This window comes from Streptomyces sp. NPDC001351 (genome assembly GCF_042896045.1).
Taxonomy (GTDB): Bacteria; Actinomycetota; Actinomycetes; order Streptomycetales; family Streptomycetaceae; genus Streptomyces.
The window spans coordinates 23,859-50,451 of record NZ_JBIAWS010000019.1 but is presented as its reverse complement, the minus strand read 5'-3'; the positions used below and the strand labels follow the sequence as shown (position 1 = coordinate 50,451).

Sequence of the window (26,593 nt, the reverse complement as noted above, 5' to 3'; positions counted from 1 at the left end):
AGGTGCGTCCTGTGCTTCCCTTATTGACACCGGTAACGACATCGACTCGCACGGGGGTGTGACTGCATGGCCGCAGGAGGTTTCTGCAAGCTGCCGACAGGCAGCGTGGTGGTGGCGCTGAACCTGCCCAGCCCCACCGCCGACGGCACGGGCTGCATACGCTTCCTCGTGCACGCCCAGAACCGGGCACGCGCCCTGACCAGGCTGCGCAACCTGGGCATGCGGGCGGTCTACCTGCGCGGAAACGCAGCCCCACCGACCCCGGACGAGATCACCGCGGTCCTGCACCACCCCGACGGCCTCATCTGGCGCACGGCGCCTGACATCGGTGTCGTACACGGCCCGGAACTCCCCCAGGAGCTGTGGCACCCGGTCAGGGCCCTGCTAAGACGCCCGACGGCTCCGGCATGACCCTACGGCTTCGTAGCGCCCCGTAAGGGGCGCGGGGCGGTGTTGATTTGCGGCTACCGCCGCGCGGGCGCGACAAGCCACGACGAACCTGTAGCCGCCCGACAACCCATCGCGGCACAGCGAGGCGTCAGGCAACCACGGGCTTCCCGGACAACTCCACACCCGCCGAGCGCAGCTCCTCCAGAGCCCGCTCGGTGGTGTCCTCGGCCACGCCAGCGGTCAGGTCGAGCAGCACCTGGGTGCGAAACCCCTCCCTCGCGGCATCCAGCGCGGTAGCGCGCACGCAGTGGTCGGTGGCGATCCCGACGACGTCGACCTCGCCGACCTCCCGTGCGCGCAGCCAGTCGGCGAGCTTCACGCCGTTCTCGTCGGCCCCCTCGAACCCGCTGTACGCCGCCGCGTACGCCCCCTTGTCGAAGACGGCGTCGACCGCCCCGGAGGCGACGGCGGGCGCGAAGTTCGGGTGGAAGCCGACGCCCTCGGTGCCGGCGACGCAGTGCGCGGGCCAGGAGTGCCGGAAGTCGGGGTTGTCGGCGAAGTGGCCGCCGGGTGCGATGTGGTGGTCGCGGGTGGCCACCACGTGCCGGTAGCCGGAGCCGCCCGCCTGCCCGATCAGCTCGGTGATGGCGGCGGCCACATCGGCACCCCCGGCCACGGCGAGGCTGCCCCCCTCGCAGAAGTCGTTCTGCACGTCAACGACGATCAAGGCGCGGCGCATGGTGGGTGTCCTTCTCGACGATGGGGTCGGGGGAGGGGTGCGGGCCCGGCCATTGAACTTCCGAGCGTATTCAGTTCCCGTCCGGTAGGGGAGGGGTTGTTACGGGGCGTATCCGGCGGCACCTGCTTTAGCTACCCGAGCGCCCGTGTACGTACTCCGTCGGAATGACCGGTTCCCCGCGCGAGAGCTGGGTCGCGGACAGCGGCAGGTTGGCGCGCGCGGCCGCATGCCGGTCGCGTACGGCGTCCAGCGGCTCGCGCGCCACCACGTCACCGCCCTTGACCAGCTCGACCAGCAGCTGCCGGTCCGCCAGCTCGGCCGGGACGATGCCGGTGCCCACGACCTCGGCCTCCGCGACCCCGTCCGCGTCGAGGCGGCGCGCGGCCCACTTGCGGCCGCCGATGGACGTCTTGCCGCCGCTGGACTTCTTCGCCACCGGCTCCAGCGGCGCCTTGGGGTCGGCGGACTCGGCGCGGGCGACCAGCTTGTACACCATCGAGCAGGTAGGATGCCCGGACCCGGTGACCAGCTGCGTTCCGACGCCGTACGCGTCCACGGGCGCCGCCGCCAGCGAGGCGATGGCGTACTCGTCGAGGTCCGAGGTCACGATGATCTTCGTGGCCTTCGCGCCCAGCTCGTCCAGCTGCTGCCGCACCCGGTGCGCGACCAGCAGCAGGTCGCCGGAGTCGATGCGCACGGCGCCCAGCTCGGGTCCGGCGATCTCGACGGCCGTGCGGACGGCCTCGGCGACGTCGTAGGTGTCCACGAGCAGGGTGGTGCCCCGGCCGAGCGAGTTCACCTGGGCCTGGAAGGCGTCCCGCTCCCGGTCGTGCAGGAGGGTGAAGGCGTGCGCGGAGGTGCCGACGGTCGGGATGTTGTAGCGGAAGCCGGCCGCGAGGTCCGAGGTGGAGGCGAAGCCGCCCACGTACGCGGCGCGGGAGGCGGCGACGGCGGCGAGCTCGTGCGTACGCCGGGCGCCCATCTCGATCAGCGGGCGGTGCCCGGCGGCCGAGGACATCCGGGAGGCGGCCGCGGCGATCGCGGAGTCGTGGTTGAGGATGGAGAGGATCACCGTCTCCAGCAGCACGCACTCGGCGAACGAGCCCTCGACGCGCATGATCGGCGAGCCGGGGAAGTACACCTCGCCCTCCGGATAGCCCCACACGTCACCGGAGAAGCGGTAGGAGGCCAGCCACTCGAGGGTCGCCTCGTCGACGATGTTCCGCTCGCGCAGGAAGCCCAGCACGCCCGCGTCGAAACGGAAGTTCTCCACGGCGTCCAGGACCCGCCCGGTGCCGGCCACCACGCCGTAGCGCCGCCCCTCGGGCAGCCGCCGGGTGAAGACCTCGAAGACGCTTCGCCGTTCGGCCGTACCGGCCCTGAGGGCGGCCTGCAGCATCGTGAGCTCGTACTGGTCCGTGAAGAGCGCCGTCGAGGGAACGTCCACCGGCAGCCCAAGGTCCGCTACGTCCACCACAGCTCTCCTAGCTATGACTCTTCGGGTGCCCCCAGGTCGGCCGGGGGTTCGGGGGTTGTCCCCCGATGTGTGCAGCATGGGAAGGGATGCTACACCCCTTTACGTCAGTGTGACGATTTGTGGGGCCCGTGGCAGCATGGGCTGTGTGACGTCACCCGCTCCCCTTGAGATCGAACGCACCGAGTCGGCGGAGGAGGTCTTCGCCGTACCCGAGCCCGACGTCCCCTGGGTCACGATCGTGCACAACGACCCGGTCAACCTCATGAGCTATGTGACGTACGTCTTCCAGACGTACTTCGGCTACACCAAGGACAAAGCCACCAAGCTCATGCTCGATGTCCACCACAAGGGCCGGGCGGTCGTCTCCAGCGGCACTCGCGAGGAGATGGAACGCGACGTGCAGGCCATGCACGGGTACGGACTGTGGGCCACCCTCCAGCAGGACCGGAAGTAGCGACTCAACCTGATGCCAGGAACCTTCGAACCGCTCCCCGGCGGCGGCGCGGCCGTCGCGCTCGACGACGTCGAGATCTCCATCATCCGGTCGCTGGCCGTCCAGCTCCTCGAGCTCGTCGGGCCCGGCCCCGGTGAGGACGCCCCCGACGACCCGCTGGCCGAGCTCTTCGCCGAGGGGCCCAGCGAGCCCCCGAAGGACCCCGTGCTCAGGCGGCTCTTCCCGGACGCCTACAGCGACCCGGAGGGCACCCCCGGGCCCAAGGAGGCGGAGGAGCAGCGGGCGTACTCCGCCGAGTTCCGCCGCTACACGGAGAACGACCTGCGCGCCGGCAAGCGCGAGAGCGCCCTCGCCGTGATCCGCTCCCTGGACGCGCTCACGCCGGCGGGGGACGGCGGGGCGATCCTCAAGCTGTCCGTCGAGGAGTCCCGGCAGTGGCTCGGCGCCCTCAACGACCTGCGCCTGGCGATCGGTTCCCGCCTCGAGATCACCGACGAGGACGACACCGACCTGCTCTACCGCCTCCCGGACGAGGACCCGCGCAAGCCGATGGTGATGGCGTATCTGTGGCTGGGCGGCCTCCAGGAGACGCTCGTCTCGACCCTTATGCCCTGATCCGAGGCGTTCGGTGTTCGCTCAGAGGACGCTCAAATCCGGATAACGATGAGGTCACCAGGGCCGCCTTCTATGCGCCCGTGGGGTGGCCTTTGTCCGGTTCTCCCTGTGGTGTGCGCCACATTCTGCTCGAATGATCAAGGTTGCGGCCGTGATAAATCTTCACGACCGCCCGGCGAACACCACCCATGTTCAGCCGGGTGCGCCACCGAGCCGGCCAATCGCCGGCCAGGCACAACGCTCCATCAATCCGGGGGGATCGAGATCCGATCCGGGGCCGACGAGAGGCCCGGGGTCGGAATGGAGAAAGGCGCACCACCACATGACCTCCGCTCAGGTCGGTACGGACAACGCCCCCGAGGGGGCCGAAGAGGGGTACGAGCGCGGGCTCGGCAGCCGTCAGGTCCAGATGATCGCGATCGGCGGCGCCATCGGCGTCGGCCTCTTCCTGGGTGCCGGGGCGAACATCGCCAAGGCCGGCCCCAGCCTCATCTTCATGTACGCCCTCGCGGGCGTGATCATCTTCTTCATCATGCGGGCGCTCGGCGAGCTGCTCCTCTACCGCCCGGTCTCGGGCTCCTTCGCGGAGTACTCCCGCGAGTTCCTCGGCCCGTTCTTCGGCTACTTCACCGCCTGGACGTACTGGCTGATGTGGGTCGTGACCGGCATGGCCGAGCTGACGGCCGCCGCGATCTACGTCCACTACTGGTTCCCGCACGTTCCGCAATGGACCACCGCCCTGGTCTTCCTGGTGATCCTCTTCGGGGTCAACCTGATCTCCGTGAAGCTCTTCGGCGAGCTGGAGTTCTGGTTCTCGATGGTCAAGGTCACCGCGCTGATCGGCATGATCGTGATCGGCCTGGGCGTCCTCACCTTCGGCTTCAGCGCCGCCGGTGACACCGCCTCCGTCGCCAACCTCTGGCAGTTCGACGGCTTCTTCCCCAAGGGCGTCGGCTCGTCCCTGATGACCCTGCAGGGCGTCATGTTCGCCTACCTCGCCGTCGAGCTGGTCGGCGTCACGGCCGGCGAGTCCGAGAACCCGGAGAAGACCCTCCCCAAGGCGATCAACACCCTGCCCTGGCGCATCGCGCTGTTCTACGTCGGCGCGCTCACCGTCATCCTCTGCGTCGTCAAGTGGACCGAGTTCGCGGACGGCGTCAGCCCCTTCGTGAAGGCGTTCGCGCTGATCGGCATCCCGGCCGGCGCGGGCATCGTCAACTTCGTCGTTCTGACCGCGGCCCTGTCCTCCTGCAACTCGGGCATGTACTCCACGGGCCGCATGCTGCGCACGCTGGCGGACAACGGCGAGGCCCCGCGCGCCTTCGCCAAGCTGTCGGCCTCCAAGACGCCGGCCCTCGGCATCACGGTCTCCGTCGCCTTCATGGGCATCGGTGTGGTCCTCAACTACATCGTTCCGGAGAAGGCCTTCGGCTACGTCACCTCGGTGGCCACCGCGGCCGGCATCTGGACCTGGCTGATGATCCTGATCAGCCACGTCCTCTACCGCCGCGCGGTCGTCGCGGGCCGGCTGCCCGCCTCGTCCTTCCCGGCGCCGGGCGGCGCGGTGTGCTCGTACATCGCGATCGTGTTCCTGCTCTTCGTCACCGGTCTGATCGCCTACGACGCCGACTCCCGCGTCTGCCTCTATGTGATGGCCGGCTGGGCGGTCGTCCTCGGCATCGGCTGGGCGATCCTCAAGGCGAGCAACCCGGAGGTCACCCGGCGGCGCGAGCCCGAGCTGGAGAAGGTCGGCTGATCCCGGCCCCTCCGTTCGGCATCCGGGCCGTCCCGTACCACCCATCGGTACGGGGCGGCCCTCTGCTTATCCTGGCGAGCATGCTGACCATCACCCAGGCCCTGGTCGACCAGATCGTCGCGCACGCGCGCAAGGACCACCCCGACGAGGCGTGCGGCGTCGTCGCGGGCCCGGCCGGTTCGGACCGCCCCGAGCGGTTCATCCCGATGCTGAACGCGGCCATGTCGCCCACGTTCTACGAGTTCGACTCCGGCGACCTGCTCAAGCTCTACCGCGAGATGGACGACCGCGACGAGGAGCCGGTGGTCATCTACCACTCCCACACCGCGACCGAGGCCTACCCCTCCCGCACCGACATCTCCTACGCCAACGAGCCCGGCGCCCACTACGTCCTGGTCTCCACCGCGGACACCGACGGACTCGGCGACTTCCAGTTCCGCTCGTACCGGATCGTGGAGGGCGAGGTCACGGAGGAGGAGGTCACGGTCGTAGAGGCCTACTGATCTCGCACTTCGGTCGGAATTAGTCCAATATCCGAGATCACACTCCGGGACCGGGTCCGGGAATCGATACGATGACCCCATGGTTTTCCACGACGTGAGCGACAAGACGCCGGGCACGCTGCTCGTGGCGCGGCTGCACGTCGACCTGTGCAGGCTGCAGAGCGCCATCTGTACGCGCTGACCCCTGCCGCCGTACGGCCGTGAGCCGCGGCGCCTTGTGCACCACAAGCTCCACTGCGCTGCCGCGCGCCCACCGACTGACTACTCCCGACAGGAGCCCTGAGCCATGGCCATCGAGGTCCGCATCCCTACCATCCTTCGCACCTACACCGCCGGCGAGAAGGCGGTGGAGGGCAACGGGGACACCCTCGCCGAGCTCTTCGCCGACCTCGAGACCCGGCATGCGGGCATCCAGGCTCGCATCGTGGACAACGGCGAGCTGCGCCGCTTCGTCAACGTCTATCTGAACGACGAGGACGTCCGCTTCCTCGAGGGCATCAACACCAAGGTCGCCGACGGCGACAACGTCACGATCCTGCCGGCCGTGGCCGGCGGTATGGCCTGATCCGCATGCGCTACGACTCCCCGCTGGCCGCGGTGGGCAACACCCCTCTGGTGCGCCTGCCGCGGTTGTCGCCGTCCGAGGACGTCCGCATCTGGGCCAAGCTGGAGGACCGCAACCCCACCGGCTCGGTCAAGGACCGCCCCGCCCTGCACATGATCGAACAGGCGGAGAAGGACGGCCGTCTGACCCCGGGCTGCACCATCCTGGAGCCGACCAGCGGCAACACCGGCATCTCGCTCGCCATGGCCGCGAAGCTCAAGGGCTACCGCATGGTCTGCGTGATGCCCGAGAACACCTCGCAGGAGCGCCGCGACCTGCTCGGCATGTGGGGCGCGGAGATCATCTCCTCCCCGGCGGCGGGCGGCTCCAACACCGCGGTCCGGGTGGCCAAGGAACTCTCGGCCGAGCACCCGGACTGGGTGATGCTCTACCAGTACGGCAACCCGGACAACGCGGGCGCGCACTACGCGACGACCGGCCCCGAGATCCTCGCCGACCTCCCCTCGGTCACCCACTTCGTGGCGGGCCTCGGGACGACCGGAACGCTGATGGGCGTCGGCCGCTTCCTGCGCGAGAACAAGCCGGACGTCAAGATCGTCGCCGCGGAACCGCGCTACGACGACCTGGTGTACGGGCTCAGGAACCTCGACGAGGGCTTCGTACCGGAGCTCTACGACGCCTCGGTGCTGACGACCCGCTTCTCCGTCGGCTCGGCGGACGCCGTCACCCGCACCCGTGAACTCCTGCAGCAGGAGGGCATCTTCGCGGGCGTCTCCACCGGCGCGGCCCTGCACGCGGCGATCGGCGTCGGCAACAAGGCCCTCAAGGCCGGCGAGAGCGCGGACATCGTGTTCGTCGTGGCCGACGGCGGCTGGAAGTACCTGTCGACGGGCGTCTACACGGCGGCCACGACGGAGGAAGCCATCGAGACGCTGCAGGGACAGCTCTGGGCCTAGTCCTCGGCGGGCCTGCTCGAAGGGCTCATGTCGCCAGGTGCCGGACCTGGTCCCACAGGACCGGGTCCACCACACCCACCCGGCGCCGGAACTCCCACACCGGCACCTCGCGCAGCTCGTCCGTCTCCAGGAAGCTCGCCCGCCCCTGCGCATCGCCCACGGCCCCCGGGGGCAACGGGATCACCCCGGCCCGCTCGTCGTGGTACTTGCTGGTGATCTTCGCGACGACCGCCCGCTCCCCGTGCACCACCAGCACCAGGCAGGGCCGGTCCTTGTTGCCGGGCCGGTCCTCGTAGGGAACGTTCGCCCACCAGATCTCCGCGGGCTTGGGCCGCCCGCCACCCCGCACACCCGGCCCGCCCGGCGGCCGCGTCCGGCGCCCCGCGGGCCGTCGTCCCCGCCCCCAGCCGTCGACGAGCGTGGCGACCAGCGCGAGCAGTATCACCGCCGCGAGCGCGAGCCACCATGACGTGTCCATACGAAGACGTTACCGGCGCACGATCAGCGCCGCGCGCCCTCCGCGCAACCCGTGCTCCCCCTCACATGCCTCACCCTCCCCCACAGCCCGAAAGGCCTGGGAGACACCCCCGTCGCTTCCAGCCGAACCGGTGACACCACAGGTGAGTTCGCCCACAACAGCCCCTGCCTGAGGAGCGACCGGACGTTTTGCGCCTTACGCTCGACGGACCGCACGACCCCCGTTCTCCTTCCCGGAAAAGTTCCCGCCAGCGGAGGTTTCTGCTTCATGAAGCTCACCGTCGTCGGTTGCTCGGGGTCGTTCCCGTCCGCGGAATCGGCCTGCTCGAGCTACCTCGTAGAGGCCGACGGCTTCCGGCTGCTTCTCGACATGGGCAACGGTGCCCTTGGCGAGCTGCAGCGCCACTGCGGTCTATACGACCTCGACGCGATCTTCCTCAGCCATCTGCACGCCGACCACTGCATCGACATGTGCGCCTACTTCGTGGCGCGCTACTACCGGCACGACGGCGGCCGCTGCGACCCGATTCCCGTCTACGGACCCGAGGGAACGGAACACCGGCTGACCACCGCCTACGCCGACACCCCCACCGCCTCCTCCATGAGCGAGGTCTTCGACTTCCACACGGTCAAGCCGTCCACGTTCGAGATCGGCCCGTTCACGGTGCACACGGAACGCGTGGCCCATCCCGTGGAGGCGTACGGCATCCGCATCGAGCACGGCGGGAAGTCCCTGACGTACTCCGGCGACACGGGCACGACCTCCGTCCTGGACGAACTCGCCCGCGACACGGACCTGTTCCTGTGCGAGGCCGCCTTCACGCACGGCAAGGAGAACATCCCCGACCTGCACCTCAACGGCCGCGAGGCGGGCGAGACGGCGGCCCGGGCGGGCGCCCGGCGCCTGGTCCTGACGCACATCCCGCCGTGGACCGACCCGCAGATCAACCTGGCGGACGCCCAGGCGGTTTTCGACGGTCCCGTGGCCCTGGCGGCACCGAGGCAGACGTACGAGATCTAGCGCGGCGAACACGCGGAAGGCTCCCGGAACCAGGGGTTCCGGGAGCCTTCGTGCGCGGTGGCGTGAGGCTACTTGGCCTCCGCCTTCTGCAGTTCCGCCAGTTCCTCGTCGGACTCGCGGCCCGGCGTCGGCAGGTTGAACTTGATGATCGCGAAGCGGAAGATCACGTAGTAGAGGACGCCGAAGCACAGGCCGACCAGGATCAGACCCAGCGGGTTGGTCGCGATGCCCCAGTTCAGGCCGAAGTCCACCACGCCCGCCGAGAAGCCGAAGCCGTCCTTCATGCCGAGCGCCCAGGTCAGCGCCAGCGAGACACCGGTGAGGACCGCGTGGATGGCGTACAGGACCGGCGCGATGAACATGAACGTGAACTCGATGGGCTCGGTCACACCCGTCACGAACGACGTCAGGGCGATCGAGAACATCATGCCGCCGACGACCTTGCGGCGCTCGGGGCGGGCGCAGTGCACGATCGCGAGACAGGCCGCCGGCAGACCGAACATCATGATCGGGAAGAAGCCGGTCATGAACTGGCCCGCGGTCGGGTCGCCCGCCAGGAAGCGCGCGATGTCACCGCTCTTGCCGTGGTAGTCGCCCGCCTGGAACCACGGGAAGGAGTTCAGCAGGTGGTGCATGCCGATCGGGATCAGCGCGCGGTTGGCCACACCGAAGATGCCCGCGCCGACCGCACCCGACTTGACCAGCCACTCGCCGAAGTTGTGCAGACCCGTGCCGAGGACCGGCCAGATGTAGCCGAAGACGATGCCGATGACCAGGCCCGCGAAGGCCGACAGGATCGGCACCAGGCGCCGGCCGCCGAAGAAGCCCGCCCAGTCCGGCAGCTTGGTGCGGTAGAAGCGCTGGTAGAGCAGCGCGACCACGAGACCCATCACCACACCGCCGAGCACCTTGGCGTCGACCGGCGCGTTCACCATGACGACCTTGCCGTCGACGGCCGTCGCCACCTTCGGCAGGTTCTTGTCCGTGAACGTGGCCAGCACGTTCTTGAAGACCAGGTAGCCGACGACCGCGGCGAGCGCCGTCGAGCCGTCCGACTTCTTGGCGAAGCCGATCGCGATGCCCACGGCGAACAGCAGCGCCATGTTGTCGAGGATCGCGTTGCCGCCCGCCGCCATGAACCCGGCGATCTTCGTGAGGAACGTGGGGAAGGAGGGGCGTCCGAGCATGTCCGTGTTGCCCAGCCGCACCAGGAGGGCGGCGGCGGGCAGGACGGCCACCGGCAGCATCAGGCTGCGCCCGATACGCTGCAGCACAGCCATCGCGCCGGGGCCCTTCTTCTTCTCGGCCGCGGGAGCGGCGCTGGCCGTGGTCACAACTTCCTCCAGGGGGCAGAGCGCCGCCCGGGGACAGGGAAGAGGACGGCGGCGTCGCTGGTCCGAACCATTGTGGAACACTCAGTGGTTTAGACCTGTGGTGTAGACCTGTTGTAGCACGGTGAAGGCCGGATAAGGAACCCACTGTTTTCTGGCGGCCCGTCAGGCCTCGGCGGCGAAGCGCGGCCCCAGGTTGGCGGCCACCTCCCGGGTGGTGTAGACCAGCTACGGGCGATAGCAAACCGCGCGTGAGGAGACTGACATGGCCAGCAAGGCTGAGAAGATCGTTGCCGGGCTCGGCGGCATCGACAACATCGAGGAGATCGAGGGCTGCATCACTCGGCTGCGCACCGAGGTCAGCGACGCCTCGCTGGTCGACGAGACCGCCCTGAAGGCCGCCGGCGCCCACGGCGTCGTCAAGATGGGCACCGCGATCCAGGTCGTCATCGGCACCGACGCCGACCCCATCGCCGCGGAGATCGAAGACATGATGTGAACAGACGTGAGATGAGCCACGGCCGACCCGGCCCGCACTCACTCATGGGGGCCCCTTCCCACCGCGGGAGGGGCCCTTTCGGCTTGTACGGCTAGGCTCGTCGCCATGTCTCGAATCGACGGCCGCACCCCCGAACAACTCCGCCCGATCACCATCGAACGCGGCTGGAGCAAGCACGCCGAGGGCTCCGTCCTCATCGCCTTCGGCGACACCAAGGTCTTCTGCACCGCCTCCGTCACCGAAGGCGTCCCCCGCTGGCGCAAGGGCAGCGGCGAGGGCTGGGTCACCGCGGAGTACTCCATGCTGCCCCGCGCCACCAACACCCGCGGCGACCGCGAGTCCGTACGCGGCAAGATCGGCGGCCGCACCCACGAGATCAGCCGCCTCATCGGCCGCTCCCTGCGCGCGGTCATCGACTACAAGGCGCTCGGCGAGAACACCATCGTCCTCGACTGCGACGTCCTGCAGGCCGACGGCGGCACGCGTACGGCCGCGATCACCGGCGCATACGTGGCCCTGGCCGACGCCGTCGCCTGGGCCCAGGGCAAGAAGCTGATCAAGGCCGGCCGCCAGCCGCTCACCGGCACCGTCTCGGCGGTCTCGGTCGGCATCGTCGGCGGCATCCCCCTGCTCGACCTCTGCTACGAGGAGGACGTGCGGGCCGACACCGACATGAACGTCGTCTGCACCGGCGACGGCCGCTTCGTCGAGGTCCAGGGCACCGCGGAGGCCGAACCGTTCGCCCGTGAGGAGCTCAACTCCCTTCTGGACCTGGCGGTTTCCGGCTGCTCGGAACTCGCTGTCCTGCAGCGCAAGGCGCTTGATACGGTCCTCGAAAAGTAAAGGACGCACCAAGCGGAACGGCGGCCCGGGGCAACCTCGACGCTCCTCCCGGCGTCCCTACGAATGCGGGCGCACGGCACACCACCGTGCGCCCGACCAGTACGGGGGGCCCACGGGCCTGGACAACGGAGGGACCACAGTCATGGCCGCGAGCCGAGGCCGCCGCATCACCGTCACCGTCGCAGCACTGGCAGCCACCGTGCTGACCGCGGGCCTCACCACCGGCTGCGACGCCGTCGACAAGGCCATGGACTGCGTCCAGACCGCCGACACCATCGCCGACAGCGTCACCAACCTCCAGCAGGCCGTGGAAAACGCCTCGAACGACCCGACCCAGCTCGACGAGTCGCTCGCCTCCATCGACAAGAACCTCGACAAGATCGGCGACAAGACCGACAACGCCGACGTCAACAAGGCGGTCGACGACCTGAACAAGGCCGTCTCGAACGTCCGGACCGCCATCAAGAACGGCGACAAGACCCCGGACGTCAGCCCCGTCACGGACGCGGCGGGCGAACTCACGAAGGTCTGCACCTCCTCGTAAGGCCCCCTGCGGGCCGCGCCGTACTGTTGCCCCATGACGACGCGCTTGATCCTCGCCACCCGCAACGCCGGAAAGATCACCGAGCTCAGGGCGATCCTCGCCGAAGCAGGACTCGCTCATGAGCTGGTCGGGGCGGAGGAGTATCCGGATGTCCCCGACGTCAAGGAAACAGGCGTGACGTTCGCCGAGAACGCCCTGCTCAAGGCCCACGCCCTGGCGCAGGCGACGGGCCTGCCCGCGGTCGCCGACGACTCGGGCCTGTGCGTGGACGTGCTGCACGGCGCACCCGGCATCTTCTCCGCCCGCTGGGCCGGCAAGCACGGCGACGACAGGGCCAACCTGGAACTGCTGCTGGCCCAGCTGTCGGACATCGCGGACGAACACCGGGGCGCCCACTTCGCGTGCGCGGCGGCACTGGCACTGCCGGACGGGCGGGAGCGGGTGGTCGAGGGCCAGCTGAGGGGCGTACTGCGGCACACCCCGGTGGGCACGAACGGCTTCGGCTACGACCCGATCCTGCAGCCGGAGGGGGACTCGCGGACGTGCGCGGAGCTGACCGCGGAGGAGAAGAACGCGATCAGCCATCGGGGGAAGGCGTTTCGGGCTCTCGTGCCGGTGGTGCGGGAGCTCCTGGGCTGACACTGAAGGGCGCCTCACCTAGTAGTGGGGCGCCCTCCGCAGGGTGGGCCCGGTGGGACTCGAACCCACGACATACCGGATCTAAACCGGCATCCTCTTGCCAGCTGGGATACGGGCCCGCAGCCCTGCCTACTCTACTGGGAGCTGGGCGCTGCTCGCTGTCTGCCTCCCCTGCACCAGGTGCTGGTGATCGCGTGGCAGTTGGGGCAGAGCAACCGCAGGTTCTCCCGTCGGTCGTCGCTCCAGTCGCCGTTGATGTGGTCGACCTCCAGGGTCATGGGCCTACCGAGCCACTCGGGGCCGGTCCCGCAACGGGCGCATTCTTCGGCAACGCCGACTTGCAGAAGCGCACGACGTAGGCGCTTGGTCGTTGTTCGGTGCGTGCCGCTGTGCTGGACCAGCACCTCCTCCGGGCGCTTGGCGTTCGCTGAAGGTTTGCCTCGTTGGTGGGCCTGCCCTAGAAAGTGCGAGGTCGTGATGTCGTGTTCGGCGATCCACTTGCGAAGCTGGGCGCGTTGCGCGCCGTTGTCTGTGCGATCCAGGCGGCGTAGTACTTCCGCGAGGGAGGTCGACTTGGCGACCGCCGCTCGCAGTTCGCCCTCCGTCGGGCGAGGCCGTCTGCCACAGGGGCGGAAGTGCGAGATGCCGATGTCGAAGTGAGCGAACCGTCTCGTGAGGTAACGGCGGAGGTAGCCGTACGGCTGGGTGCCGAAGAACGCGATGACCTCGTCGATGTCCGAACACTGCGCGGCGGCTTCTGCCAGCCGTTCCCGGGTGTACTGCACGCCGTTGCTCATGAAGCCCTGCCCTTGCCGCGACCCCGGTAACTGTCTGTTGTCGAGTGACAGTTGGGGCACAGGAACCGCAGGTTCTCGATCCGGTTGTTCCGCCAGTTGCCGTCGATGTGGTCAACCTCGAGGGGGAGCGGTTCTCCGAGCCATACCGGCTCGATCCCGCACAGCGCGCAGCGCTCTTCTACGCCCAGCTCACGCATCGCCCGCTTGAGGCGGCCGCTCGCTACGCGTGTGATGTGTGGCGAAGCGTCCTCGACGAGGATTTCTTCGGGCGCCCTGCGGCGCTGGCTGTACCGCTGCCGCTCGGTGCGGGTGACCGGTGAGAAGTGCGAGGTGTCGAGACCGTACGCCCTGATGCGCCGGGAAATGTGCGTGTGGTGCCCGCCGACCATGTCGAGCCCGAGGCGCCGTAGCACCTCGTTCACGCTTGTCGACGCCGCTACCACAGGCTCAAGGATCTCCCTCGTCCACTTGGCCCCCTCGCGCTCGAAGTGCGAAACGTCCACCCCGAGCTTCTTCATCCGCTCACGGACGTACCGCCGCTTCCAGCTCTTCGGATCCACCCCCAACCTCCCCAACGCCTCCGACAAAGTCCGCGCCCCCCGAGCCGCCTCCTCCAGCCGCTCCCTGGTGTACGCACTGGCCCCCATCGAGCCCCCTCCGTTCCGGCCGCGCGTTCGCAGCCCGTACGGAGTAACGAACCGCTAATCGGACAGTCACGCCCGACATGTAAAGCGGCCCGCGCCGGGTCACCCCGGTGCGAGCCGCTCGCTCAGCGGAAGCGGACCATCAGATCCCCAGATCCTTGATGATCTTGGCCACGTGCCCCGTCGCCCGCACGTTGTACAGCGCCCGCTCGACCTTGCCCTCCTCGTCCACGATCACCGTGGAGCGGATGACGCCCATGTACGTCTTGCCGTAGTTCTTCTTCTCGCCGTACGCGCCGTAGGCCTCGGTGACCGTCTTCTCCGGGTCCGCGGCCAGCGTGATCTTCAGGGACTCCTTCTCGCGGAACTTCGCCAGCTTCTCCGGCTTGTCGGGGGAGATGCCGATGACGTCGTAGCCGGCGCCGGCCAGGAGTTCCAGGTTGTCGGTGAAGTCGCAGGCCTGCTTGGTGCAGCCGGGCGTCAGGGCCGCCGGGTAGAAGTAGACGATGACCTTGCGGCCCTTGTGGGCCGAGAGGGACACGTCGTTGCCGTCGGCGTCGGGGAGGGTGAAGTCGGGGGCCACGTCCCCGGGCTGGAGTCGCTCGCTCATCGGACCAGCGTAACCGGGGGTCCTGACAGTGCAGGGGTGGGCGGAACTGACAGACTGTCCCGAACAAGTAGCAGCAGGCAGGCACCAGGCGACTTCGGAGGCCCCACGGTGGCGGACACGTCGGACACCAGAACCCCGGCGCAGATCGAGGCGGACATCAGGCGCCGCCGCGAAGTGCTGGCCGAGACGCTCGACGAGATCGGGGTGCGGGTGCATCCGAAGACGATCGTCGGCGATGCCAAGGCCAAGGTCGTGTCGAACATCGACCAGACCCTCGGGCGGGCCTATGTCGGGGTCAACAGGGTCGTGAGTGATGTGAAGGCGCAGTTCGTGGACGAGGAGGGCGCGCCCCGGCTGGAGCGGATCGTGCCGGTCGCGGTCGTCGCCGTGGGACTTGTCGGGCTGCTTGCGCTCGGGACCCGGCGGCGCAGGGGCTGAGCGAGCGCCGACCCGGCGGCGTACGGACGTGGCAAAGGCAGGTAGGTTCAAGGCGTGAGCGCCAAGAGAAACGAGCACAGCACCCAGCACGACAAGCTGCCCATCCGGATGCTGCACGACCGGGTTCTGGTCAAGCAGGAGAGCGGCGAGGGCGAGCGGCGGTCGGGCGGCGGCATCCTGATCCCCGCCACGGCGGCGGTCGGGCGTCGGCTGGCCTGGGCCGAGGTCGTAGCGGTGGGCCAGAACGTACGGACCGTGGAGCCGGGCGACCGGGTTCTGTACGACCCGGAGGACCGGGCCGAGGTAGAGGTCCGGGGCGTCGCCTATGTGCTCATGCGGGAGCGTGACCTGCATGCCGTGGCCGCGGACCGGTTCGAGGGGTCCGAGGACACGACGGGGCTGTATCTGTAGATCAGAGCTGAAGAGGGCTGGTGACCGTTGTCACCAGCCCTCTTTGTCACTTCTCCTCCGGGCATGAGCCACCCGGTCTGCTTCGGCTACCCGGTCGGGGGTCCGCCCGTGCCCGCCGACGTACCCACGTCCGTGCCGGCCGTCGTGCCGCCGTCGGTCGTGCCCCCGGTGTCCGTGCCGGCCGTGGTCCCGCCGTCCGTCGTGTCGCCGGTCGTTCCGCCCGTCGTGGTGGTTCCGCCGTCCGTCGTGCCGCCGGTGGTGTTGCCGCCCGTCGTACCGCCGGTCGTGGTGTTGCCCGTGGTGTTCGTCCCGCCGTTGGTCGCGCCGCCGTTGTTCTGGCCCTGGGTCTGGCCCTGGTTGTTCTGGCCGTTGGTGGTGGGCGTGGGGCCGGTGGTGCCGCCCGTGCCCGGCTGCTGGGTGGGTTCGGTGGTGGCGGGCGGCTGGGTCTCGTCGGCGCCCGGCTGGAGCTGGAGGTCGAAGTCCGTCGCCGGCTTCCCCTTCAGGGCGTCCTTCGTGTACTGCGCCCAGATGTCCCCGGGCGGGCCGCCGCCGTTGACGCGGGGCAGGCCCAGCGCGCCGTACAGCGGCTTGTGAGCGGCCGTGACCGGGTCCTGGCCCATGACGGAGACGACGGTCGCGAGGTCGGGTGTGTAGCCGGCGAACCAGGCTGCCGTGTCCTCCTCCGCGGTGCCGGTCTTGGCGGCGGCGGGGCGGCCAGCGTCCTGGGCCGCGGTCGCGGTGCCGTTGTCGACGACGCTCTGCAGGATGGACGTGGTGGTGTCGGCGGCCTCGCGGCTGACGGCCTTCGTGGTGGTGTCCTTCGGCAGCTCCACGACGTCCTTGCCGTCCTTGGTGATCGAGTCGATCATCGTGAACGCGCTGTGCTCGCCGTGGTTGGCGAGCGTCGCATAGGCCTCGGCCATGTCGAGGACGCTGGCGGTGTTCACGCCGAGCGCGATGGAGGGCGTCGCGGTGAGGTCGGGGGTGCCGGACGGGATACCGAGGGCGACCGCCGTGTCCTTCACCTTGTCGGGGCCCACGTCCACGGCCATCTGCGCGTACACCGAGTTGACGGACTTGTCGGTGGCGGTGCGCACGGTGATGTCGCCGTACGAGCGGTCGTCCTCGTTCGCGGGGGAGTAGCTGCCGCCGGACCAGCCCTGCACGGGGCGCTTGTCGGTGCCGTCGTAGTAGGTGTTCGGGGTGATGGTCTCGCCGTCCTGCGTCGTGGAGTGGTTCTGGACGGCCGAGGTGAAGACGAAGGGCTTGAAGGTGGAGCCGACCTGGAAGTCGCCGCGGGTCGCGCCGTTCGTGTACTGCTTGACGTAGTCGATGCCGCCGTACATCGCGACGACCTTGCCGGTCTTCGGGTCGACGGAGGCGCCGCCCGCGCGGACGTAGGTGTCGACCTTGTTGTTCTTCTTGTCGAGCTTGGAGATCAACTTGTCGTTGACGGCCTTCACGAAGGCGTTCTGCTTGTTCTTCTGCAGGGTCGTGGTGATGCGGTAGCCGCCGGCCTCGAGGTCGTCCGCGGTGACGATCTTGTTCTTGGTGAGGTAGTCCCTGATCGCGGTGACGATGTAGCCGCGCTGCCCGGACATGCCGGTGGAGGCGGTCTGTTCCTTCGGCATCGGGAACTTGAGGCCGGAGCGGTTTGCCTCGCTCAGCCAGCCCTTCTTGACCATGCCGTCCAGGACGTAGTTCCAGCGGGCCACGGCCGCCGCCTTGTTCTCGGGGTGCGCGATCACGTCGTACTCGCTGGGGGCGTTGACGAGCGCGGCGAGGTAGGCGGCGTGGGCGGGGTCGAGTCTGGTGGCGTTCTGGCCGTAGTAGGCCTGGGCGGCGGCCTGGATGCCGTAGGCGTTGCGGCCGAAGTAGCTGGTGTTGAGATAGCCCTCGAGGATCTTGTCCTTGGGCTGCTCCCGGTCCAGCTTGATCGAGATGAAGAACTCCCTGGCCTTGCGGGTGAGCGTCTGCTCCTGCGCGAGGTAGTAGTTCTTCACATACTGCTGGGTGATCGTCGAGCCCGACTGCTTGCCCTTGCCGGTGGCGGTGTTCCAGGCCGCGCGCAGCATCGCCTTGGGGTCGATGGCGGACTCGGAGTAGAAGTCGCGGTCCTCGGCGGCCAGGACGGCGTGCTGGGCGTCCTTGGAGACCTGGGCGAGCGTCACGTTCTCCCGGTTGATGTCGCCGTCCCGGGCGATCTGGGAGCCGTCCGCGTAGAGGTAGACGTTGGCCTGCTTGGTGGCGAGGGCGTTGGCCGGCGGGATCTTCACCAGCGAGTAGCCGAGGAAGAACAGGCCGATCAGCAGCAGTATGCCGACGACGGAGGTGCCCAGCACCGTCCGCCAGGTCGGGATGAGCCGGCGCCAGCCGGTGCGCCTGGGCCGCTTCGGTTTCGCGCCCCCCGGCACGGGAGCGCCCGGCTCGGCAGCGCCTTGCGGCTCTCTCGGTGCCCAGCCCGGGTTCGGCTGCTGCGGCTGCGGCTCGTCGCTCATCTCGTGCACGGACTCCTGTTTCGCGTCGTACGTTCCCGTACGCCCTCGTACGCCATCTGCGCCCCCACTTGAAGACTCTCGCACCATGCGTTCCGTTCCCGGATCACGGCACGCATCCCCTCGGGAAAATGCGTGGCGTACGTCACTACCAGCGGACTAGGCTCCTGCGCTTCGGTGTCGGGCGGTCCGGGAGGTTGACTGACGTGGGCTCGGGACGGTTGTACGCGGCCGTCGTAGCGGGCGGTTTCAGACGTTACGCGACGTATCGGGCGGCCACTGCGGCAGGGGTGTTCACCAACACCGTCTTCGGGCTGATCCTCGTCTACACGTATCTGGCGCTGTGGGACGAGAAACCGCACCTCGGAGGGTACGACCAGGCGCAGGCCGTCACCTATGTCTGGCTGGGCCAGGCGATCTTCGCGGCGCTCGCGATCGGGGGCAGCGGCGTCGAGGGCGAGTTGATGGAACGGATCCGGACGGGGGACGTCGCGATCGACCTGTACCGGCCCGCCGATCTCCAACTGTGGTGGCTGGCGGCCGACGTGGGGCGCGCGCTGTTCCAACTGCTCGGCCGGGGCGTGATCCCGTTCGCGTTCGGTGCGCTGGTCTTTCCGGTGGCGTTGCCGGGGGACCTGGCGACCTGGGGTGCGTTCCTGGTGACCCTGGTGCTGGCGATGGTCGTCGGTTTCGGTATCCGGTACCTGATCGCCCTGTTGACGTTCTGGCTGATGGACGGCACCGGCATGACGCACCTGACCATGCTCGCCGGGTTCTTCTGTTCGGGGATGATGCTGCCGCTCAATGTGTTCCCGGGCGCGCTCGGCGATGTCGTACGGGAGCTGCCGTGGTCGGCGCTGCTGCAGAAGCCGGCGGACGTGCTGCTCGGGGAGGCCGATCCGTGGGGGACCTTCGCCTTCCAGGGCGCGTGGGCGGTGGTGCTGCTGGGGGCCGGGCGGCTGCTGCAGTCGGTGGCGACGCGGAGGGTGGTCGTTCAGGGTGGCTGAGGTGAGCCGGGTGGCGGACGGGCTGCGGGCCTACCGTCTGATCGGCGGGATGTGGATCCGCTCCACGATGGCGTACCGGGCCTCCTTCGCGATGACCACGTTCGCGAACTTCGCGGTGACCGCGCTGGACTTCGTCGGGATCCTGCTGATGTTCTCTCGGGTGAAGGTGCTGGGCGGCTGGCCGCTGCCCGAAGTCGCCTTCCTGTACGGCCTGTCGAGCGTCGCCTTCGGGTTCGCGGACCTCGCGATCGGCTCGATGGAGCGGCTGGGGCAGCGGGTGCGCGACGGCACGCTGGACACGCTCCTCGTCCGTCCGGCGCCGGTGCTGGCGCAGGTCGCGGCCGACCGGTTCGCGCTGCGCAGGCTCGGGCGGATCATGCAGGGCGCGCTGGTGCTCGGGTATGCGCTGGCCGCCGTCGACATCGACTGGACGCCGCTGAAGGTGCTGTTGATGCCGGTGACGGTGGTCAGCGGTGCGGGGATCTTCTGCGCGGTGTTCGTGGCGGGCGCGGCCTTCCAGTTCGTGGCGCAGGACGCGTCCGAGGTGCAGAACGCGTTCACCTACGGCGGGGCCACGCTGCTGCAGTATCCGCCGACGGTGTTCGGCAGGGAGCTGGTGCGCGGGGTGACGTTCCTGCTGCCGCTGGCCTTCGTCACCTGGCTGCCCGCCGCCTATGTGCTGGGGCGTCCGATGCCGCTCGGGCTGCCGCAGTGGGTGGCCTTCGCGCCGCCGCTGGTGGCGGTGGCGTGCCTTGCGCTGTCCGGTCTGGCGTGGCGAGCCGGGCTCAGGTCCTATCGGAGTACGGGGAGTTAGCAGGTGGGTGGCAGGGTGACGATGGACGCCTTCATTGAACTGGACCGCGTCGAGAAGGTCTTCGACGTCCTCAAGAAGACCGGGTTCCTCAAGCGCGAGCGGCGGCAGGTGCGGGCCGTCGACGGCATCTCCTTCACCGTGGCACGCGGCGAGATGGTCGGCTACATCGGCCCGAACGGCGCCGGGAAGTCGACGACGATCAAGATGCTGACGGGGATCCTCACCCCGTCCGGCGGGCGGCTGCGCGTCGCCGGCATCGACCCCTCGCGCGAGCGGACGCGGCTCGCGCACCGTATCGGGGTGGTGTTCGGGCAGCGTACGACGCTGTGGTGGGACCTGCCGCTGATCGACTCGTACCAGCTGATGCACCGCATGTACCGGATCCCGGACGCCCGCTACCGCGAGAACCTCGACCGCTGCGTCGAACTCCTCGAACTCGCCGACCTGTTGGACGTCCCGGTACGGCAGCTCTCGCTCGGGCAGCGGATGCGCGGGGACATCGCGGCGGCGCTGCTGCACGACCCGGAGGTGCTGTACCTGGACGAGCCGACGATCGGCCTTGACGTCATCTCCAAGGCCAAGGTGCGGGGCTTCCTGCGGGAGTTGAACGCCGAGCGGGGCACCACCGTGCTGCTGACGACTCACGACCTGCAGGACATCGAGCAGTTGTGCTCGCGGGTGATGGTCATCGACCACGGGCGGCTCATGTACGACGGTGCGCTCGCCGGGCTGCACGAGGTGGGGGAGAGCGAACGCACCCTGGTGGTGGACCTGGAGCGGGAGACGGCGCCGATCGACGCGGCGCCCGCGCGGGTGGTGAGGGTGGAGGGGCCCCGGCAGTGGCTGGCGTTCCCGGCGGGGGAGTCGGCCGCGGCGCTGGTGGCGCGGATCGCGGCGGAGTATCCGCTGGCCGATCTGTCGGTGCGGGAGCCGGACATCGAGGATGTGATCGCCAAAATGTATGCAGGTACGCCGCCCTCGGGTGCCACTCCCGGGCACACCGAGAAAGCGGTCTCGTAGCCGCGGGGCGGGGGAACTCGTAGGCTGCCTTGTATGACGGACGACGCCACAGGCCCGGAGCTTCGCGCATCCGACGCCGATCGTGAACGAGTCGCCGAGGTCCTGCGGGACGCCCTCGCGGAGGGGCGTCTCGACATGGAGGAGTTCGAGGAGCGGCTGGAGGCCACCTACAAGGCACGGACGTACGGCGAACTGACGCCGATCACCCGTGATCTGCCGGCCGCCGGCGTCACCCCGCCGCCTCCCGTGTCGCTGGTCAAGGAGCCCGTGCCGAGCGGGGGTTGGGCCGGGCGGATCGCCGGCGGCGAGGGGTCCTCGTCGTGGGCCGTCGCCGTGATGTCGGGGTTCCAGCGCAAGGGGCGCTGGACCGTGCCGAAGGTGTTCAACTGCTTCGCCTTCTGGGGCGGCGGGGAGATCGATCTGCGCGAGGCGAACTTCGCGGACCGCGAGGTCGAGATCAACTGCGTCGCGATCATGGGCGGGGTGAACATCATCGTGCCGCCGGGCGTCGAGGTCGTGGTGCGGGGCATCGGGATCATGGGCGGGTTCGACCACCGCGAGGAGGGTGTGCCGGGGGAGCCCGGGGCGCCGCGGGTGATCGTGAACGGGTTCGCCTTCTGGGGTGGGGTCGGGATCGAGCGGAAGCTGACGCGGGAGGAGCGGCGGCGGCTCAAGGAGGAGCGGCGGCAGGAGAAGCTGGACCGCAAGGGGGCGCAGCCGCTGGGTGAGGGGTTTGGGGATCACCGCCGGATGCTGGAGGAGCATCGGGAGTGGCGGCGGGATCTGCACGAGGAGCGGCGTGAGCGGCATGAGGAGCGGCGGGAGCGGCAGCGGGAGAGGCGGGATCGGCGGCGGGGCGGGGAGTACTGAACCTGCGGCTGCGCTGGGGTGACGGCGGGTTCGCTTGCCGGCGCTTGCCGGGTGCCGCCTCTCTTTGGGTCGGGAGCCGCCCTTAGGCGGCACGATTGCCCGCAGGCTGGGCAGGCTGGGCCGCTCACAGTTCCGCCGGTGCCGAGCCCCTCAGTTCATCCAGATCGAAGGCTTCGGCCATCCTCGCGAAGCCCCTGTCCGTCGGGTGGAGGTGGTCGCCCGAGTCGTAGTCGGAGCGGAGGCGGCGCGGGTTGTACGGGTCCCGTAGGGCCTTGTCGAAGTCGGCCACCGCGTCGTAGACGCGGCCCGAGCGGATTTCGGCGTTGATCTGTTGGCGGACCGACTCGCGGGCCGGGGTGTAGCCGCGGTGGCCCTGGAAGGGCATCAGGGTGGCGCCGACGACCTTGACGCCGTGGGAGTGGGCCTCGCGGACCAGGGTGCGCAGGCCGTCGAGGATCTTGTCCGGGTCCGCGAGGCGGGGGTTGCGCAGGATGTCGTTGACGCCGAGGTCGATGACCACGACCTTGACGTTCGTACGGGCGAGGACGTCACGGGAGAAGCGGCTGAGGCCGCTCTGGTTGTCGGCGGGGCGGCCCAGGCCGCTCGCGAGGACCTGGTTGCCGCTGATGCCCTCGTTGACGACGCTGTAGCGGGGCAGGTCCTGGCCGGACCGGATCGCCATGCGCAGCCGCTCGGAAAGGACGTCCGTCCAGCGGTGGTTGGCGTTCTGCGTGGACGTTATGCCGTCGGTCAGGGAGTCGCCGAAGGCGACGACGGTGCCGTCCGACTCGTTGCTCAGCACGTCCAGCGCGGTGAGGTAGCGCCAGAACGGCGTCTGCTCGGTGAAGCCGGTGCCGGTCACGTCCTCGGTGAGGTCGCCCTCGGCGACGTAGGAGATCTGGCGTGCGTGCGGGTGGTAGGTGACCGGGCCGGACGGGGTGGGGGAGTACGTGGTGACCAGGACGTCACTGCCCTCCGGGACCACGACGCGGACCGCGTCGCTGAGGACCTGCTGTCCGGCCGGGACGACGACCGTGGTGCTGCCGCCGAAGGTCAGCCGCCGCATGGTGTCCGCGGAGGCCGCCGCGGTGTCGGAGGCGAGGGCCACGGCGATCGAGGCGTGCGTGATGGTCAGCGCCGTCTGGCCGTAGAGATTGGAGAGGGTGATACGGGCACTCGTACCGCCCACGCTCGTGTGCACGACGTTGCGGACCGAGCGGCCCGCCATGCCGAACGTCTCGGTGCCGGGCTCGGCGCCGGCCGGGGAGGCCGACCAGGAGCCGACCCAGATGCCGGCGGAGGCGGGGGCGGCGGGGTTGTGCGGGGCGCCTGCCCTGCCGAGGGCGGTCGTGCCGGTGCTGCCGTCGTCGGCTGCGACCCCGGCGTATATGGCGGCGGAAAGGCCCACGATCACGGCGATGATCGCGGAAAGCAGGGCATAACCGTGCTGCTTGGTCATGCGGTGCGGTTCTCCTCGGGCAAGTGGAGCCCCAGGCTCCGAAGTGATCACCCTCATGATGCGGCATGGGGTGAGGGGTGGCCGAACAGGACCCCCCTTTGGGCCACCGGAGTTCAAGAAGAGCCTCCCCCTCCTTTCGGACGCCGGGAACTCTCGTTCCGTTCCAGTAGTCGGTCAGGAAGGGACAATGTGTGCAGGGATCACGAACGGGTGGAGTGTATGGAGCGCACGAATCCGGTGGAGAAGAGTGTCACCGCCCGCACGATGACGACGTTCAGCGCCGCCGACGAGGAGAAGCAGCGCGGGGTGCGCCGCATGAAGCTCACCGCGGCCGGGCTGCTCCTTTTCGTGGCGCTGGTGTACGCCCTCGCCAAGTGGGCGGACAACTCCGGGGCCGGCGCCTGGGCGGGCTATGTCGCCGCGGCCGCCGAGGCGGGCATGGTGGGCGCGCTCGCCGACTGGTTCGCGGTCACCGCCCTCTTCCGGCGCCCGCTGGGCCTGCCGATCCCGCACACGGCGATCATCCCGACCAAGAAGGACCAGCTGGGCATCTCCCTGGGTGAGTTCGTCGGCGAGAACTTCCTCTCCGAGGACGTCGTACGACAGCGTCTGCGCGCCGTCGGCATCGGCAGCCGGCTGGGCGCCTGGCTCGCCGACCCCGAGCACGCGGACCGGGTGACGGCCGAACTGTCGGCGGCGCTGCGGGGCGCGCTGACCGTGCTGCGCGACTCGGACGTGCAGGCGGTGGTCGGCGAGGCCATCACGCGGCGCGCGAACTCTCAGGAGATCGCACCCGGCATCGGAAAGATGCTGGAGAAGGTCGTCATGGACGGCGGCCACAAACGGGTCGTCGACCTGATCGTGACACGGGCGCACGACTGGCTGGTCTGGCACGACACGGAGATCATGGAGGCCGTCCAGGGCGGTGCCCCCGGCTGGACGCCCCGTTTCGTCGACAAGAGGGTCGGCGAGCGCGTCTACAAGGAACTGCTGCGCTTCGTCACCGAGATGCGCGACATGCCCACCCATCCGGCCCGCGGCGCCCTCGACCGCTTCCTCACCGACTTCGCCTCCGACCTGCAGTCGGACACGGACACCCGCGCGCGCGTGGAGCGCCTCAAGGGCGAGGTCCTGGGCCGGGGCGAGGTGCAGGACCTGATCGCGTCCGCCTGGACCGCCGTACGGTCGATGATCGTGTCGGCCGCGGAGGACGAGCGCAGCGAGCTGCGGCTGCGGGTGCGGGCCTCACTGCTGTCGCTGGGGGCCCGGATGGCCGTGGAACCCAAGCTGCAGGCGAAGGTGGACGGCTGGGTGGAGGGCGCGGCGGTCTACGTGGTCACCACCTACCGCAAGGAGATCACCTCCCTCATCACCGACACCGTGGCCGGCTGGGACGCCGAGCACACCACCCGCAAGATCGAGGCCCACATCGGCCGCGACCTGCAGTTCATCCGGATCAACGGCACGGTGGTCGGCTCGCTGGCCGGGTTGTTGATCTACACGGTGTCGAGGGCGCTGGGGGCGTGAGGGCGGGGCCACAGACCGGCAGGACGGGGCCACAGATCGGCAGGGCGGAGCCGCATATCGGCCGGGGTGCGCTGATCCGAGCCGGGTGACGCACCGACCGCCGGGCGTAGTGCCGCCGGTCCGGGATACCCGCCACGGGTTCGCTCGATGAGGAGGGAGCCCATGCCCAGCGCCCAGCCCGGCGGCAGCGTCACCGCCGCAACCGGCCGCACCGTGACCACCGACATCCCCGCCCGTCTCGACCGCCTCCCGTGGTCGCGCTGGCACTGGACGATCGTCATCGGCCTCGGCACCGTCTGGATCCTCGACGGACTGGAGGTCACGGTCGTCGGCAACATCGCCAGCCGGCTGTCCGAGTCCGGCAGCGGCCTGCCGATCTCCTCGGGCCAGGTCACCGGCATCGCGGCCGCCCTGTATGTGGCGGGAGCGTGTGCCGGCGCCCTGTTCTGGGGCCGGCTGACCGACCTGTGGGGCCGGAAGAAGCTCTTCATGATCACCCTGGCCGTGTATCTCGCGGCCACCGCCCTCACCGCCGTCTCCTTCTCGAGCTGGTGGTTCTTCGCCTTCCGCTTCCTGACCGGCTTCGGCATCGGCGGCGAGTACGCGGCGATCAACTCGGCGATCGACGAGCTCATCCCGGCCTTCTACCGCGGCCGCGTCGACCTGATCATCAACGGCAGCTTCTGGCTCGGCGCGGTGGGCGGCTCACTGCTGTCGATTCTCGCGCTGAACACCGACATCCTGCCGAAGGACGTGGGCTGGCGGCTGACGTTCGCCCTCGGCGCGCTCCTGGCGTTCGTGATCCTCCTCGTACGACGGCACGTCCCGGAGAGCCCACGGTGGCTGCTGATCCACGGCAGGGACCGCGAGGCGGAAGAGATCGTGACGTCGATCGAGGAACAGGTGGAGGCGGAGAAGGGCCGGCCGCTGGAGCGCCCCGAGGGCGAGATCACGATCCATCAGCGCCGCAGCGTGACCTTCGTGGAGATCGCCCGCACGGTGTTCTCCGACTACCGCCGGCGCTCGATCCTCGGCTTCTCGCTCTTCATCGGCCAGGCCTTCCTCTACAACGCGATCACCTTCGGCTTCGGCGCGATCCTCACGAAGTTCTTCAACGTCCCGACCGGCGACACCGGTTACTACTTCGCGGTGATCGCGATCGGCAACTTCTGCGGCCCGCTGCTGCTCGGCAAGCTCTTCGACACGCTCGGCCGCCGGGTGATGATCTCGTCGACGTACCTGATCTCGGGTCTGCTGCTGTTCGGCACGGCATGGCTGTTCGACCGGGGCTCGCTGAGTGCGGGCACACTGACGGCCTGCTGGTGCGCGGTCCTGTTCTTCGCGTCGGCCGGCGCGTCCAGCGCCTATCTGACGGTCTCCGAGGTCTTCCCGATGGAGACCCGCGCGATGTCCATCGCCTTCTTCTACGCCCTCGGCACCGCGGCCGGCGGCATCAGCGGGCCGCTGCTGTTCGCCGACCTCACCGGCACGGGCAAGGTCGGCGACACGGTCCTCGCCTTCCAGATCGGCGCGGCCCTGATGTGCGCGGCGGGCCTGGTCGCGGCGTTCCTGGCGGTACGAGCGGAACGCCGCTCCCTGGAGGACATCGCGAAGCCGCTCACGGCGGCGGCCTCCGCGGTGCGGTCGAGGAGGGGACGGGAGCCGGGGTCCCGCCCGGCCACGGCGTAGGGA

General features: G+C 69.3%; 29 protein-coding genes, 1 tRNA gene and 1 pseudogene. 21 read left to right on the top strand and 10 right to left on the bottom strand.

The genetic code is table 11. The annotated features are described in order from the left end of the window. The first annotated feature begins 66 nt into the window (after window positions 1-66). On the top strand, window positions 67-411 hold the full coding sequence (locus ACFY1U_RS44450) for a hypothetical protein (protein WP_099929189.1): 345 nt from the start codon (window positions 67-69) through the stop codon (window positions 409-411). Between the two features lie 127 nt (window positions 412-538). On the opposite strand, the gene ACFY1U_RS44445 is transcribed toward ACFY1U_RS44450, so the two are convergent. Further along, window positions 539-1,129, bottom strand: coding sequence for an isochorismatase family protein (locus tag ACFY1U_RS44445; RefSeq protein WP_390699781.1), 591 nt, complete (start codon window positions 1,127-1,129; stop codon window positions 539-541). Window positions 1,130-1,256: 127 nt separating this feature from the next. After that, the gene (locus tag ACFY1U_RS44440) at window positions 1,257-2,603 is read right to left on the bottom strand and encodes a nicotinate phosphoribosyltransferase (protein WP_390699780.1); all 1,347 of its coding nucleotides are present in this window, start codon (window positions 2,601-2,603) and stop codon (window positions 1,257-1,259) included. 139 nt (window positions 2,604-2,742) lie between these two features. On the opposite strand from ACFY1U_RS44440, the gene clpS reads away from it, so the two are divergent. From clpS to ACFY1U_RS44405, 7 genes are all read left to right on the top strand, one after another. Further along, a complete protein-coding gene (clpS, locus tag ACFY1U_RS44435) occupies window positions 2,743-3,060 on the top strand; it encodes an ATP-dependent Clp protease adapter ClpS (protein WP_030943626.1) in 318 nt (105 codons plus the stop codon). A 12-nt stretch (window positions 3,061-3,072) separates the two neighbouring features. Further along, the gene (locus ACFY1U_RS44430) at window positions 3,073-3,675 is read left to right on the top strand and encodes a DUF2017 domain-containing protein (RefSeq protein WP_365842136.1); all 603 of its coding nucleotides are present in this window, start codon (window positions 3,073-3,075) and stop codon (window positions 3,673-3,675) included. 322 nt (window positions 3,676-3,997) lie between these two features. Further along, entirely contained in the window at window positions 3,998-5,431 is a 1,434-nt protein-coding gene (locus ACFY1U_RS44425) for an amino acid permease (RefSeq protein WP_351476019.1), read from the top strand. Between the two features lie 80 nt (window positions 5,432-5,511). Beyond that, window positions 5,512-5,934 carry a Mov34/MPN/PAD-1 family protein gene (locus tag ACFY1U_RS44420; RefSeq protein ID WP_037710631.1) on the top strand — a complete coding sequence of 141 codons (423 nt, stop codon included), beginning with the start codon at window positions 5,512-5,514 and terminating at the stop codon, window positions 5,932-5,934. Window positions 5,935-6,013: 79 nt separating this feature from the next. Then, window positions 6,014-6,115, top strand: coding sequence for a putative leader peptide (locus ACFY1U_RS44415; RefSeq protein ID WP_390699779.1), 102 nt, complete (start codon window positions 6,014-6,016; stop codon window positions 6,113-6,115). Window positions 6,116-6,220: 105 nt separating this feature from the next. Then, window positions 6,221-6,499, top strand: a complete 279-nt coding sequence (locus ACFY1U_RS44410) for a MoaD/ThiS family protein (protein ID WP_115907918.1) — start codon at window positions 6,221-6,223, stop codon at window positions 6,497-6,499. Between the two features lie 5 nt (window positions 6,500-6,504). After that, window positions 6,505-7,455, top strand: a complete 951-nt coding sequence (locus tag ACFY1U_RS44405; protein ID WP_115907919.1) for a cysteine synthase — start codon at window positions 6,505-6,507, stop codon at window positions 7,453-7,455. A 25-nt stretch (window positions 7,456-7,480) separates the two neighbouring features. Here the strand turns inward: ACFY1U_RS44405 and ACFY1U_RS44400 are convergent, their stop codons facing one another. Further along, on the bottom strand, window positions 7,481-7,933 hold the full coding sequence (locus tag ACFY1U_RS44400) for a type II toxin-antitoxin system PemK/MazF family toxin (protein WP_390699778.1): 453 nt from the start codon (window positions 7,931-7,933) through the stop codon (window positions 7,481-7,483). A gap of 267 nt (window positions 7,934-8,200) precedes the next feature. Between ACFY1U_RS44400 and ACFY1U_RS44395 the strand changes: the two genes are divergently transcribed. Further along, complete coding sequence (locus ACFY1U_RS44395) at window positions 8,201-8,953, top strand: MBL fold metallo-hydrolase (protein WP_390699777.1); 753 nt, start codon at window positions 8,201-8,203, stop codon at window positions 8,951-8,953. Between the two features lie 68 nt (window positions 8,954-9,021). Here ACFY1U_RS44395 and ACFY1U_RS44390 read toward each other — a convergent pair whose 3' ends face one another. Further along, window positions 9,022-10,287 (bottom strand): PTS transporter subunit EIIC, encoded by a 1,266-nt coding sequence (locus tag ACFY1U_RS44390; protein WP_390699776.1) that lies wholly within the window; start codon window positions 10,285-10,287, stop codon window positions 9,022-9,024. Window positions 10,288-10,543: 256 nt separating this feature from the next. Here ACFY1U_RS44390 and ACFY1U_RS44385 point away from each other — a divergent pair. From ACFY1U_RS44385 to rdgB, 4 genes and pseudogenes are all read left to right on the top strand, one after another. Continuing rightward, window positions 10,544-10,783: pseudogene (locus tag ACFY1U_RS44385) on the top strand (glucose PTS transporter subunit EIIB); the annotation flags it as partial. A 105-nt stretch (window positions 10,784-10,888) separates the two neighbouring features. Further along, window positions 10,889-11,626, top strand: coding sequence for a ribonuclease PH (rph, locus tag ACFY1U_RS44380; RefSeq protein ID WP_030943652.1), 738 nt, complete (start codon window positions 10,889-10,891; stop codon window positions 11,624-11,626). A gap of 142 nt (window positions 11,627-11,768) precedes the next feature. Next, window positions 11,769-12,170 carry a hypothetical protein gene (locus tag ACFY1U_RS44375; protein ID WP_390699775.1) on the top strand — a complete coding sequence of 134 codons (402 nt, stop codon included), beginning with the start codon at window positions 11,769-11,771 and terminating at the stop codon, window positions 12,168-12,170. 33 nt (window positions 12,171-12,203) lie between these two features. Beyond that, window positions 12,204-12,809: an RdgB/HAM1 family non-canonical purine NTP pyrophosphatase gene (rdgB, locus tag ACFY1U_RS44370; protein ID WP_390699774.1), complete on the top strand. Its 606-nt coding sequence runs from the start codon at window positions 12,204-12,206 to the stop codon at window positions 12,807-12,809. A 44-nt stretch (window positions 12,810-12,853) separates the two neighbouring features. On the opposite strand, the gene ACFY1U_RS44365 is transcribed toward rdgB, so the two are convergent. The 4 genes from ACFY1U_RS44365 to bcp all read right to left on the bottom strand — a co-directional run bounded on the left by ACFY1U_RS44365 (window position 12,854) and on the right by bcp (window position 14,860). Beyond that, a tRNA-Leu gene (locus tag ACFY1U_RS44365) sits at window positions 12,854-12,928 on the bottom strand. Window positions 12,929-12,943: 15 nt separating this feature from the next. Continuing rightward, complete coding sequence (locus tag ACFY1U_RS44360) at window positions 12,944-13,606, bottom strand: HNH endonuclease signature motif containing protein (protein ID WP_390699773.1); 663 nt, start codon at window positions 13,604-13,606, stop codon at window positions 12,944-12,946. Further along, window positions 13,603-14,253 (bottom strand): HNH endonuclease signature motif containing protein, encoded by a 651-nt coding sequence (locus ACFY1U_RS44355; RefSeq protein WP_390699772.1) that lies wholly within the window; start codon window positions 14,251-14,253, stop codon window positions 13,603-13,605. The genes ACFY1U_RS44360 and ACFY1U_RS44355 overlap by 4 nt, the downstream gene beginning before the upstream one ends. Before the next feature lie 139 nt (window positions 14,254-14,392). Next, window positions 14,393-14,860 (bottom strand): thioredoxin-dependent thiol peroxidase, encoded by a 468-nt coding sequence (gene bcp, locus ACFY1U_RS44350; RefSeq protein ID WP_115907926.1) that lies wholly within the window; start codon window positions 14,858-14,860, stop codon window positions 14,393-14,395. Window positions 14,861-14,968: 108 nt separating this feature from the next. Between bcp and ACFY1U_RS44345 the strand changes: the two genes are divergently transcribed. Both ACFY1U_RS44345 and ACFY1U_RS44340 read left to right on the top strand, forming a co-directional pair. Continuing rightward, complete coding sequence (locus ACFY1U_RS44345; RefSeq protein ID WP_390699771.1) at window positions 14,969-15,298, top strand: DUF3618 domain-containing protein; 330 nt, start codon at window positions 14,969-14,971, stop codon at window positions 15,296-15,298. A 54-nt stretch (window positions 15,299-15,352) separates the two neighbouring features. Then, a complete protein-coding gene (locus tag ACFY1U_RS44340; RefSeq protein WP_030943670.1) occupies window positions 15,353-15,709 on the top strand; it encodes a co-chaperone GroES in 357 nt (118 codons plus the stop codon). Window positions 15,710-15,795: 86 nt separating this feature from the next. Here the strand turns inward: ACFY1U_RS44340 and ACFY1U_RS44335 are convergent, their stop codons facing one another. Further along, the gene (locus ACFY1U_RS44335; protein WP_390699770.1) at window positions 15,796-18,207 is read right to left on the bottom strand and encodes a transglycosylase domain-containing protein; all 2,412 of its coding nucleotides are present in this window, start codon (window positions 18,205-18,207) and stop codon (window positions 15,796-15,798) included. 203 nt (window positions 18,208-18,410) lie between these two features. Here ACFY1U_RS44335 and ACFY1U_RS44330 point away from each other — a divergent pair, with 203 nt between their 5' ends. The 4 genes from ACFY1U_RS44330 to ACFY1U_RS44315 are packed head-to-tail and all read left to right on the top strand — an operon-like array spanning window position 18,411 to window position 21,915. After that, complete coding sequence (locus ACFY1U_RS44330) at window positions 18,411-19,211, top strand: ABC transporter permease (protein WP_390699769.1); 801 nt, start codon at window positions 18,411-18,413, stop codon at window positions 19,209-19,211. Between the two features lie 49 nt (window positions 19,212-19,260). Then, complete coding sequence (locus ACFY1U_RS44325) at window positions 19,261-20,025, top strand: ABC transporter permease (RefSeq protein WP_390699892.1); 765 nt, start codon at window positions 19,261-19,263, stop codon at window positions 20,023-20,025. Window positions 20,026-20,046: 21 nt separating this feature from the next. Continuing rightward, window positions 20,047-21,045 carry an ATP-binding cassette domain-containing protein gene (locus tag ACFY1U_RS44320; protein WP_390699891.1) on the top strand — a complete coding sequence of 333 codons (999 nt, stop codon included), beginning with the start codon at window positions 20,047-20,049 and terminating at the stop codon, window positions 21,043-21,045. 33 nt (window positions 21,046-21,078) lie between these two features. After that, the gene (locus ACFY1U_RS44315) at window positions 21,079-21,915 is read left to right on the top strand and encodes a DUF1707 domain-containing protein (RefSeq protein WP_390699768.1); all 837 of its coding nucleotides are present in this window, start codon (window positions 21,079-21,081) and stop codon (window positions 21,913-21,915) included. 124 nt (window positions 21,916-22,039) lie between these two features. On the opposite strand, the gene ACFY1U_RS44310 is transcribed toward ACFY1U_RS44315, so the two are convergent. Further along, window positions 22,040-23,374 (bottom strand): SGNH/GDSL hydrolase family protein, encoded by a 1,335-nt coding sequence (locus tag ACFY1U_RS44310; protein WP_390699767.1) that lies wholly within the window; start codon window positions 23,372-23,374, stop codon window positions 22,040-22,042. 219 nt (window positions 23,375-23,593) lie between these two features. On the opposite strand from ACFY1U_RS44310, the gene ACFY1U_RS44305 reads away from it, so the two are divergent. Together ACFY1U_RS44305 and ACFY1U_RS44300 are read left to right on the top strand one after the other, a co-directional pair. Further along, window positions 23,594-24,901, top strand: a complete 1,308-nt coding sequence (locus ACFY1U_RS44305; RefSeq protein ID WP_390699766.1) for a DUF445 domain-containing protein — start codon at window positions 23,594-23,596, stop codon at window positions 24,899-24,901. 162 nt (window positions 24,902-25,063) lie between these two features. Then, complete coding sequence (locus tag ACFY1U_RS44300) at window positions 25,064-26,590, top strand: MFS transporter (protein WP_390699765.1); 1,527 nt, start codon at window positions 25,064-25,066, stop codon at window positions 26,588-26,590. The last annotated feature ends 3 nt before the right edge of the window (window positions 26,591-26,593 follow it).

Bases quoted from the DNA above. Each gene is read 5' to 3' on its own strand.
- bcp (WP_115907926.1), bottom strand. From the start codon at position 14,860: ATGAGCGAGCGACTCCAGCCCGGGGACGTGGCCCCCGACTTCACCCTC.
- ACFY1U_RS44450 (WP_099929189.1), top strand. From the start codon at position 67: ATGGCCGCAGGAGGTTTCTGCAAGCTGCCGACAGGCAGCGTGGTGGTG.
- ACFY1U_RS44405 (WP_115907919.1), top strand. From the start codon at position 6,505: ATGCGCTACGACTCCCCGCTGGCCGCGGTGGGCAACACCCCTCTGGTG.
- ACFY1U_RS44320 (WP_390699891.1), top strand. From the start codon at position 20,047: ATGGACGCCTTCATTGAACTGGACCGCGTCGAGAAGGTCTTCGACGTC.
- ACFY1U_RS44360 (WP_390699773.1), bottom strand. From the start codon at position 13,606: ATGAGCAACGGCGTGCAGTACACCCGGGAACGGCTGGCAGAAGCCGCC.
- ACFY1U_RS44310 (WP_390699767.1), bottom strand. From the start codon at position 23,374: ATGACCAAGCAGCACGGTTATGCCCTGCTTTCCGCGATCATCGCCGTG.
- ACFY1U_RS44430 (WP_365842136.1), top strand. From the start codon at position 3,073: ATGCCAGGAACCTTCGAACCGCTCCCCGGCGGCGGCGCGGCCGTCGCG.
- ACFY1U_RS44410 (WP_115907918.1), top strand. From the start codon at position 6,221: ATGGCCATCGAGGTCCGCATCCCTACCATCCTTCGCACCTACACCGCC.
- ACFY1U_RS44305 (WP_390699766.1), top strand. From the start codon at position 23,594: ATGGAGCGCACGAATCCGGTGGAGAAGAGTGTCACCGCCCGCACGATG.
- rph (WP_030943652.1), top strand. From the start codon at position 10,889: ATGTCTCGAATCGACGGCCGCACCCCCGAACAACTCCGCCCGATCACC.
- ACFY1U_RS44335 (WP_390699770.1), bottom strand. From the start codon at position 18,207: ATGAGCGACGAGCCGCAGCCGCAGCAGCCGAACCCGGGCTGGGCACCG.
- ACFY1U_RS44420 (WP_037710631.1), top strand. From the start codon at position 5,512: ATGCTGACCATCACCCAGGCCCTGGTCGACCAGATCGTCGCGCACGCG.
- ACFY1U_RS44375 (WP_390699775.1), top strand. From the start codon at position 11,769: ATGGCCGCGAGCCGAGGCCGCCGCATCACCGTCACCGTCGCAGCACTG.
- ACFY1U_RS44300 (WP_390699765.1), top strand. From the start codon at position 25,064: ATGCCCAGCGCCCAGCCCGGCGGCAGCGTCACCGCCGCAACCGGCCGC.
- ACFY1U_RS44445 (WP_390699781.1), bottom strand. From the start codon at position 1,129: ATGCGCCGCGCCTTGATCGTCGTTGACGTGCAGAACGACTTCTGCGAG.
- clpS (WP_030943626.1), top strand. From the start codon at position 2,743: ATGGGCTGTGTGACGTCACCCGCTCCCCTTGAGATCGAACGCACCGAG.
- ACFY1U_RS44395 (WP_390699777.1), top strand. From the start codon at position 8,201: ATGAAGCTCACCGTCGTCGGTTGCTCGGGGTCGTTCCCGTCCGCGGAA.
- ACFY1U_RS44315 (WP_390699768.1), top strand. From the start codon at position 21,079: ATGACGGACGACGCCACAGGCCCGGAGCTTCGCGCATCCGACGCCGAT.
- ACFY1U_RS44400 (WP_390699778.1), bottom strand. From the start codon at position 7,933: ATGGACACGTCATGGTGGCTCGCGCTCGCGGCGGTGATACTGCTCGCG.
- ACFY1U_RS44415 (WP_390699779.1), top strand. From the start codon at position 6,014: ATGGTTTTCCACGACGTGAGCGACAAGACGCCGGGCACGCTGCTCGTG.
- ACFY1U_RS44425 (WP_351476019.1), top strand. From the start codon at position 3,998: ATGACCTCCGCTCAGGTCGGTACGGACAACGCCCCCGAGGGGGCCGAA.
- rdgB (WP_390699774.1), top strand. From the start codon at position 12,204: ATGACGACGCGCTTGATCCTCGCCACCCGCAACGCCGGAAAGATCACC.
- ACFY1U_RS44325 (WP_390699892.1), top strand. From the start codon at position 19,261: ATGTGGATCCGCTCCACGATGGCGTACCGGGCCTCCTTCGCGATGACC.
- ACFY1U_RS44355 (WP_390699772.1), bottom strand. From the start codon at position 14,253: ATGGGGGCCAGTGCGTACACCAGGGAGCGGCTGGAGGAGGCGGCTCGG.